Origin of the sequence: Candidatus Brocadia sp., from assembly GCA_021646415.1 — a bacterium.
Lineage (GTDB): Bacteria > Planctomycetota > Brocadiia > Brocadiales > Brocadiaceae > Brocadia.
Map to the genome: position 1 here is coordinate 58,675 of SOEU01000018.1, position 9,330 is coordinate 68,004.

Below are 9,330 nucleotides of genomic sequence, written 5' to 3' on the forward strand. Positions count from 1 at the left end.
CTTATTTCGCAGTAATTTTCTGACTTTCACAGCGATATCATCCCTTACAGGTTATTAATTAGGTTGGGTTTTAAAAGGCAAAAAACCAACGACTTTCTTGTCACTCCGAACGAATATGAGGAATTTTGACATCGTAAGATTTCTCTTTGCAATGATGACAGCGATCCTCATCATTCGTCTTCTACCGACTGTCAACAGGTACTCCGCCCTAAGCCAGGTTCAATCCTCTTTCTCTGGATTTCTCCAATTTGCTTAGACATTTCTGCCATTCACATTGGTTTTGACTTATTTCGTCATGACAAGGTCTCTCTTTTCTATCCTTGAAGTACTTTCTGCACTTATTCTGGCAAAAGCAGTTGTGGGACGTACCCGTATTACCCTGGCAACTGCATCAAGTGGTTCTTTTAGAACAAAATCCCCTTCTTTAATCTCCCGGAATAACAACAACTTCATACCCATTCTTATTCCATTGGCAGCACCCGCATTAAAAAGGAATCCATTCCTTGAAACACTGATAATATTCCCCCGTACCATGGGAAATTGTCCTTTCATCTTAAGTGACAAACCATAGAGAAGCCATTCAAGATTCTTCAAACTTCTATCTTTCTCATGCACACTGGCACTTGCAAGTATACGTGTTGTTTCGGTATCAACAAGCCGTAACGTTATAGTAATTCCCGCGTCATTCTCTTCCACGGAACCGAAGAACACACCCTCTGCCGCACGGATCTTCCCGATCTTTACAGCCGCTTCCGGAGATGTAAGCTCTGTGTTGCTGATTTTTTGCTCATGGAGAATTTCCTCAAGTTTTGCCGGATCCCGTTCCACAAGGTTAAATCTCTTCGGCTCTTCATCAAATGCCTTGAGTAACAAGGAATACAAAACGTCAGAGGATATATTGTGCTGTGCCAATACCCTTAATGGAAGCAGTGCAACCGTATACAGGTTATCCGTCTCAAGAAGGTCAAATGTCTTTTTTGTTATTTTGATTGGGTATAGCTGTGTTTCATTTCCCCGGGTATCAACGGCCTTTATGGTTATAGTGTTTTCCCCTTCATTCAGTGTTATCAAATGATTGAAGAATACGTGCTTCCCGGGGCAGATTTCTAAAGGTTGTTGATTAACATAGAGCCTGTCCACACCTTCATTATCGTGAGATTCTATACTAAAGAAAAGATTTTGGTCATTGACGATAGCGGGTTTTAAATCGGTGTGTACTACAGGCGGAACCGTGTCATTTGCTGTATTTTGTGAGTTATGAGAACCACCGTTCTCTCCCGCCTTTTCTCTCTCATACTGAGAGGAAGGGGAAACAAGGGGTGGTTGCATTGTATCTGCACACTGTGAGGCTGATTTGAAATAATCTCTTCGGTTGTCTGCATTGATTTGGAAGACTATAGCACAGCTTATAAAAGGCAATCCCAGTAACAGCCGCACTAGAGTATTACTCTGGAAAAACTTCTTTTTTTGGAAAGTTTTTTTACACCCCCCTGTGTCCCCCCTTGCGAAGGGGGGAAAGAGAGGGGTCTTTTGGTTGCTGCAGTGCTGCGCCAGGACATCGTGTTTGATTTTTTTATTCATAAGTTAGTTTTCTTAAATAGATTACTCCAGTTTTAAAATCATCTGTATAATCTGTGAAATCTGTGGTTCCAAATGTTTTTGGTCTGAAACTCAGCCCCGCTAGTCTTTCTTCTTTTCTTATTGAGCGATTTTTATAATTTTCGCTTACCAGCAATTTTTTCTCTGATTTTTGCTGCGACATCATTTGCCACGATTCTCAAATTTTCCTCACCCTGAAAGGCACGTTCAAATGTATCAATAAGGGTAGTTGCAGTATCTACAACCTCCATCCTTAGAATAAATTCATCCGATGTATTTCCTTGAGAAACGCCACCAAAGCAAAGAAATGCAGCCCCCTGTATCTTTCCTAATTCGATCCTGAACAATGCATCGGCAAGTACAGAACCAGAGAGTCTTTGCTCCCTTAAAATCTCCTCCTGGAATTCTAAATCCCTTTCCACGACACTTAAACTCTTTTGCTCCAGTAATGCATCAATAACCCTTTGCCGCAGCCTTTCCATATCGTGTCTTTTCGATAAAGCGCCCATCTTCACATTGAACTCCTTAAGAGACACAGGTATCGTGATCGGAATCTCCATGAGTTCGGATTTCAGTTTTTTAGTCTTTTTGGCGACTCTGGGTTTTTCTTCCCTAATCTGTCCCTTTGCCAGTATTTCTAATTCTTTAATAAGCGTATCGATGTTGTCCTTTGTCTTTTGTATATCTTCGATGTCTTCTGTCAGCCGTATATCTTCTCCGTTATGTATTGATTCAATAGATTCCAAACTCTGCGCAGATTCATCATTTTTCAAGTGACTTCCACCAAGGGTATTAAGATTTAGCTGTGCGAGCAAAAGTTCTTCGTTGAGCATCGCAATATACTCATCTGTCTCCTCATCTGGATTGATAAAAAAGTTATCAGACATATCGGCGAAACCCCTCTTTTTTACCGTAACCGGATACGTACCACTCATGAGCTTAATGTTCAGAGGAGTTGTACCAACTTTCTTCCCTTTCACATATACAGATGCCCCTTCAGGATTTGTAATAATTTGCAAGGTCCCAAAGCGTGGCACCTCGGTTGCTTGTCTGTTTTCTTTCGAAGAAATTTTTATGCCCGGGAATCCCAGGGGAAGGTTATTGTCGAAGTTACCGGAGGTATCAGGGTGCTGAGCATTCCGGGTTGCCCGCTTTACCTTGTCCTCTAAAAAATCGAATGCCTCTGCAAGGGTCACAATGCCATTGTTATTCCCTTCGAAATCTGCCTTTCCTTTCATCCCCTCCAGCAAATAGTGAGTAAACACCCCATGTCCCCCTCCCCACTTGCTGGATTCCATAGAGACCTCACCGGCACGACTGGCACTTATAATTCCCCAGCCATCTCTGACCGATTTAAGCGTAGAAAGGGCTACGTTAATGGTATTAAAAAATCCCCTCGTACCGATAGTGCATTCCGTCAAACCAGCACTATGACAGGTATCAGCAAAGAAAACCAGCTTCTTTGCTGAGATGTATCGTTTCATATCTGCATTGACATGTTCCATGTGATAGGCCGTTGCTGACAGGTCATCGAGTTCTGAGTCATGCATCAGTAGGTAAAGATTACTAAGACGATCGGGTTCGGGTGCACCATGGCAAGCCATGAAGATAACCACAAAATCGGTGTCGACTGCCTTTTTTAAAAAATTCGTGATGGCCGACTTAACGTTTTTAAGGGTTGCCCGATCGTTTTTTAACAATACAATATTCTCTTTATTGAAATTGCCGCCAACCGGGCTGGTGATAAAGTCATAAAAAGCCTGGGCATCGGCATCGGCATATTGTAAATCCGGTATCCTGGAGTCTTTATAATCGGATATGCCGATCACAACGGCATAACGCTGGATGTGACTATCTTCAAAATATTGTTTTGGCGGCAATATGCCCCGAATAAAATGACGACCACGGCCATGGGGAATGTCCGAATATCCTGAAATTTCGACTTCGGATGATTCAACGTCTTGTGAAAAGGCACAAAGAACAAGACTCGGCAGAAATAAAAACACTGCTACACAGATTAAATTTTTTGTATTTACCAAATAATTGTTCATAGGTATGTATCCTTATAAATAAAAAAGCCTTACTGCAAAGATTTCTTTTCAATAACATCTTTGGCAGTAAGGCTGTCTTCTTATTTCTAAACTTCTTCTGGCTTCCTGGTTCTACCCTGTTGAAGACCCTTTACTTTGTGTCCCCTGATCACTCAGGGTTTACCTTTATCGCTGATGTTTATTTAGAATTATATAATCACTTTATAATTATGCAAATGAGCAAGTTAAATGCCAGCAATATCGAAATGGAATTTGTTTTGAGAAATTGGGTCCTATCACCTTATTTCAAAATAATACAGGGATTGAAAAAAATATAAACAACTTTAAATTTATTGTAATAATCTATTGCACAAGTGTGTCATGTCACACTTGTGTTACTACACACTTGTGTGACATGTCACACTTTTTGATTTTACTGTTTTTTTTGCGTCCTGGTTTATCTTTTAAGGTATTTTCAGTTGACAACTTCTTTTTACAACACTATCATTTCAGCATGAATTCATTTACTGACATAAAACAACACAAAAAAATATTCCTCCTGTTCTTGCTGACATTATGCCTCAGTGGCTTAATTGCACCCCTAATAAAGGCTTTCCTTGATACATTGACATCATCAAGTCCTTTCGTGAGAGATTTGCTCAACTATAAGCACGGAGGTTATGATTTTGGCAGGGTCATGCGCCGTATTATGATGGCCGTGGCCATTCTCCTCATCTTCCTCATGAGAAAACAACTGATGATCGGCTCGCTTGTTACTCTTGGAATAAAACCTATTCGAGGCTGGTGGGAACAACTACAAATGGGATTCTTCCTGAGTACGGGGATGTTTATTTTATATGTTATCTTCTTGTGGATCTGTGGTACTCAAACATTTCAACCAGATGCAAAGTCTCTCGCGGATATGATCTTCCAACTCCTGAAGGTACTGCTGATCGCATATCTTGTCGGATGTATTGAAGAAATACTATTCCGGGGATTTATATTCCAAAGTCTGTTGATGGACTTGCGTGTCGTTTCCGCTATTTGCATCAGCAGTCTATTTTATTCCTTATTACACTTCTTCAAGACAAAATTATTGGTGTCGCCCGGTTTTCAGCCATTTATTGGCTTTATAGTCATTTACCAATCATTTAAGGACATTATCGTAAATTTTACCTCCATTTTACCTTCTATAATCGGTCTTTTTCTCGTTGGCGTGGTACTGTCTTATGCATATTTTCGAACCAAGTCCCTGTATCTCGCTATTGGAATCCACGCAGGATGGATATTTCTCATTAAGACGAATAAATTATTCTTTGATCATGTTGGAATGAATCTAAAGTGGTTGTTTGGTGACAGCAAAATGATTACTGGAGCGCTTGGGTGGAGTTTCTTAATTTTTACATTACTTCTCATACGCTTTGTAACGAAAGTGCCGTACAATGGAAAAAACGCTGCAAGAACTCTCTGAGTACGTCGGCGGTACGGTCGCTGGAGACCCTTCCGTAAAGATACGGGGTGTCATGGGCATCGATGATGCGCAGGAAGGATATATTACTTTTATATCCAATGATAAATATATTAAAAAAATCAATCAGACAAAGGCCTCTGCTATAATCGTATCGCCAAAATTGAAAGGCACGAACCTGTCTCTTTCTCAGAAAAGAGACAGGAATCTTTTGATATGCAATAACCCCTATCTTGCATTTGCAAAGTTAGTGGAACTCCTGATGTATAAAAAGCCCACATACACAAAGGGTATCGATGGGTCTGCCAGAATCGACAAAACGGCCGTGATCGGACAAGACGTTTCTATCCGCTCCTACGTCACAATAGGTCAAAATACACAGATTGGCAACCGCGTGGTAGTATACCCGTGTGTCTCTATTGGAGATAATTGCATAATTGGTGATGACACCATTATTTATCCAAACGCCGTAATTTATAACGAAACGGTGATTGGCAAACGGGTAACCATTCATAGCAATACTGTTATCGGCAGCAGCGGCTTTGGATACGCGCCAGATGGCCAGAGTTATTACAAGATTCCCCAGGTCGGCACTACCATAATCGAAGACGATGTGGATATTGGAGCGAACACAACAATTAACCGCGCCGTGCTGGGAGAGACGATCATCCGAAAGGGTACAAAGATCGATAGCCAGGTAGTAATCTCGCATAATGTGGAGGTAGGTGAAAATTCCTTGATTGTATCCCAGGTAGGTATTGCGGGTTCAGCCAGGATTGGAAGACACGTAACCCTTGCAGGTGGTGCTGGGGTTGTGGGACACATTGAAATTGGGGACAACGTTACCGTTGGCGGATATTCGGGGGTTATCAATGATATCCCGAGTAATGAAACGTATCTTGGCGCACCAGCACTCCCCATCAAACGGATGCGGAAATGTTATGTAATCATTGAAAAACTACCCGAAATGAGAGAATATATGAAGACCCTGGAAAAGAGAATAAAGCAGTTAGAAGAACGTAATAGTTTACCGCAGGGTACGCAAAGCACGCAGGAAAGACAGTAAAATGGAAAAACTCGGATTAATAGCCGGAAATGGCCGGTTCCCCATATTGTTTGCGAAAGGGGCACGGGATAATAACGTCCCCATTATCGCCGTTGGGATTGAAGGGGAGACATCTCCGGAAATCGAACAATACGTTGAAAAACTTTACTGGGTTGGTGTCGCCCAGATAGGCAAACTCATCAGGGTATTTAAGCAGGAGCATATATCAAAGGCGGTCATGGCAGGTGGACTCAAAAAAACCAACATGTTCTCTTCCTGGAGAAATCTTCGTTTCCTGCCAGACTTAAGGACAATTAACCTCTGGTACAAACATGTAAAAAAAAGAGACGATCACTCATTGCTGGGGGCAGTTGCAGATGAACTATTGAAAGACGGTATTGAATTGCAAAATTCGACCCTCTATGTACCGCAGCTGCTTGCACAAAAGGGCACATTGACGAAAAAACAACCCACAGAAAAGGAACTGGAAGATATTCACTTTGGATGGCATATTGCTAAAGAAATCGCAAGGCTTGGCATTGGGCAATGTATCGTGATAAAGGAAAAGGTCGTTTTAGCAGTTGAAGCACTGGAAGGCACCGATGAAACTATCCGCCGCGGTGGAAATCTTGGAAAAGAGCATATTGTCGTCATTAAGGTCAGTAAACATGATTTTGACCCGCGATTTGATATTCCTACCGTTGGACTGGAAACTATTACAACACTAAAAGAATCCGCTGCATCCGTCCTCGCTTTGGAAGCAGAAAAAACACTCATTCTGGATGTTGAAGAAACCATTCAGGCCGCCGATCGTGCACAGATTGCCATTGTTGGATTGTAATAATAAATGAAAATCGCTACACATTTTTCTCTTTGTACTCTTTTCGTTGCATGCCAATTTTTTACTATCAATTTCACCCTTGCAAACGAGTGGGGTTTAGAAAAACAGCCTATAGAATTGGACATGTGCGATAGCGTCATATTACATTACGACGGGAAGACATGGAACACTATCTATCACAAATTCAAAACATGGCTTGACGACATTTATGGGTTCGATGACAACAATATCTTTGCAGTTGGTGCACAAGGCGCTATACTTCACTACAATGGTAAATCATGGACGACACAAGAAAGCCGTGCTACCTATAGGTTAAACAGAATTTGGGGTAACAATCCCAACAATATCTATGTTTCAGGAGATTACGGTACCGTTCTTCATTACGACGGTATGGAATGGAAAAGGCAAGAAATTGATATGAGTGATTGGCTGAGTGACATCTGGGGTTTTAATGGAAAATACCTATTTATCGTGGGTACTTTAGGAAAGATATTGCATTACAATGAAGAGAAATGGCGCGAACACGATAGCGGGACTACCAATTGGCTTTATGGAATCCATGGTAATAGCAAGGACAATGTATGGACAGTAGGAGACTATGGTATCACACTTCATTATAATGGAAAGAAATGGACAAAGCCTATTCATAACAGTAATAATAGGCTGACGAGTGTTTGGTCAGCAGATTCAAAAAACGTATTCATTGCAGGAGCAAACGGTTTTATCATTCATTATAACAAAAAGAATTGGACACGACAGGCAAGCGGCTCTGATAACTGGCTGAGAAGGATATGGGGTACTGATATTAACAACATCTTCGCTGTAGGGGATTACGGCACCATACTCTATTATAATGGCGCAAAATGGAGCAAACAGAACAGTGGCACCAATTACATTTTGTTAGGCATATGGGGAAATAGAAAGGACAATGTATATGTTGTTGGGTCCAGTCAAAAAGGTCTTTATGACCGTCTTTTAGAAGACTCCCCATCCGGATTAAAATCAAGATGATTTTACATTTTGACACGTATATTTAATTTTTTACCTAAATCCTGCAAACAAGGCGAAGCCTTGTTGCAGGATTAGGCCAGAAATGGTAGAATCTCCAAGGGATTTCAAGGTATTTTGAGAATAAAAACACCTAAAAGGAGGTTCACCTTTTCAATGAAGAATATAGCACAAAACGAGGAAAGAAAACAACCGAAAATCAAGACGGAGATGAATGGGAAGGGACTAACGGTACATGCAGGGCTGTTACCGATACTGACGTTCATGGAGAAATTATTATTCAGGAAACGGGTACACGAAGCAGTACGTAAGGAGCGCGGGGTAAACGCACGGTATCAGGTTGTAGATGCCGTGCAAATGGTAGTAATCGGGTTGATAGCCGGAGCGACATCGATGGTGCAGATCGTGAAGGTATGGGCAGATGAGGTACTGATGAAGATGGCGGGATGGAAAGAGATTCCTGTAGATACCACGATAGGACGAATAATGAAGCTGGTAACCCAGGGGGATATAGTGGAACTGACGGGGATCATCCATCGATTCAGGGGTCAGGTGTGGAAACGTGCGGTGCGTTCGGGGCATAAATTGAGAAGCGCGCTGAGCGATATGTGGATAGACGTTGATTCAACGGCGGACGGAGTATATGGGAATCAGCAGGGTGCGGAAGTGGGATATAACCCCAAAAAGAAGGGGCAGAAGGCGTATCATCCCGTGATAGCGTTTGTGGCAGAGACGAAAGAGATATTGCATAGTTGGTTTCGCTGCGGGAGTGCATACACGAGCAATGGGATTGTAGAGTTCATGAAGGAGTGTATGGCATATACGAAGAAGCGGGTACGGGTAATCTTTCGGGGAGACAGCGGTTTTTTCTCTGGAGAGTTACTGAATTATCTGGAGTCAGTATCAGCGGGATACCTTATCAAGGTGAAGTTGAAGAATCTGGCGGGGTTGCTCGAAGGCCAGAAATGGGAGGCTGTGGAAGGGGATGCAGGGTGGGAGCAAGCCGACTTTGTATATCAATGTACCACATGGAATTGTGCAAGACGATTTGTGGCGGTAAGGAAGTTGACCAAAATAGAGAGGGGGTTGTTTGATATCCCTGTGTATGAATATTTCTGTTACGTTACAACAGAACGGTTAAGTCCGATAGAAGCGCATCGCTCGTATGGAAAGAGGGCAACCTGTGAGACGTGGATAGAAGAGTGCAAGGGCCAGATGAATGCGGGGCATTTACGCACGGGTGAGTTTTTAGCCAACGCGGCGTTATTTCAGTGTGCGGTGTTGGCGTATAACCTCTTGAAGTGGATGTCTCTGCTCACAGGAGGAGCAGTACAACAGT

7 protein-coding genes and 1 riboswitch are annotated in these 9,330 nt (G+C 42.2%); of the genes, 5 read left to right on the forward strand and 2 right to left on the reverse strand.

Translation table 11 applies throughout. The annotated features are described in order from the left end of the window. Positions 1-285 precede the first annotated feature (285 nt). Both E3K36_13645 and E3K36_13650 read right to left on the reverse strand, forming a co-directional pair. Positions 286-1,581: a hypothetical protein gene (locus tag E3K36_13645; protein MCF6156252.1), complete on the reverse strand. Its 1,296-nt coding sequence runs from the start codon at positions 1,579-1,581 to the stop codon at positions 286-288. 131 nt (positions 1,582-1,712) lie between these two features. Next, a complete protein-coding gene (locus E3K36_13650) occupies positions 1,713-3,650 on the reverse strand; it encodes a PEGA domain-containing protein (protein MCF6156253.1) in 1,938 nt (645 codons plus the stop codon). Positions 3,651-3,709: 59 nt separating this feature from the next. Then, positions 3,710-3,824, reverse strand: a riboswitch (cyclic di-GMP riboswitch). A gap of 220 nt (positions 3,825-4,044) precedes the next feature. Between E3K36_13650 and E3K36_13655 the strand changes: the two genes are divergently transcribed. The 5 genes from E3K36_13655 to E3K36_13675 all read left to right on the forward strand — a co-directional run. Continuing rightward, the gene (locus tag E3K36_13655) at positions 4,045-5,100 is read left to right on the forward strand and encodes a CPBP family intramembrane metalloprotease (protein MCF6156254.1); all 1,056 of its coding nucleotides are present in this window, start codon (positions 4,045-4,047) and stop codon (positions 5,098-5,100) included. Beyond that, a complete protein-coding gene (gene lpxD, locus E3K36_13660; protein MCF6156255.1) occupies positions 5,072-6,163 on the forward strand; it encodes a UDP-3-O-(3-hydroxymyristoyl)glucosamine N-acyltransferase in 1,092 nt (363 codons plus the stop codon). The genes E3K36_13655 and lpxD overlap by 29 nt, the downstream gene beginning before the upstream one ends. 1 nt (position 6,164) lies before the next feature. Next, positions 6,165-6,983 carry an LpxI family protein gene (locus E3K36_13665; protein MCF6156256.1) on the forward strand — a complete coding sequence of 273 codons (819 nt, stop codon included), beginning with the start codon at positions 6,165-6,167 and terminating at the stop codon, positions 6,981-6,983. Between the two features lie 6 nt (positions 6,984-6,989). Continuing rightward, positions 6,990-7,994, forward strand: coding sequence for a hypothetical protein (locus tag E3K36_13670; GenBank protein MCF6156257.1), 1,005 nt, complete (start codon positions 6,990-6,992; stop codon positions 7,992-7,994). 153 nt (positions 7,995-8,147) lie between these two features. After that, a partial coding sequence (locus E3K36_13675; GenBank protein ID MCF6156258.1) for an IS1380 family transposase occupies positions 8,148-9,330 on the forward strand: 1,183 nt, incomplete at its 3' end.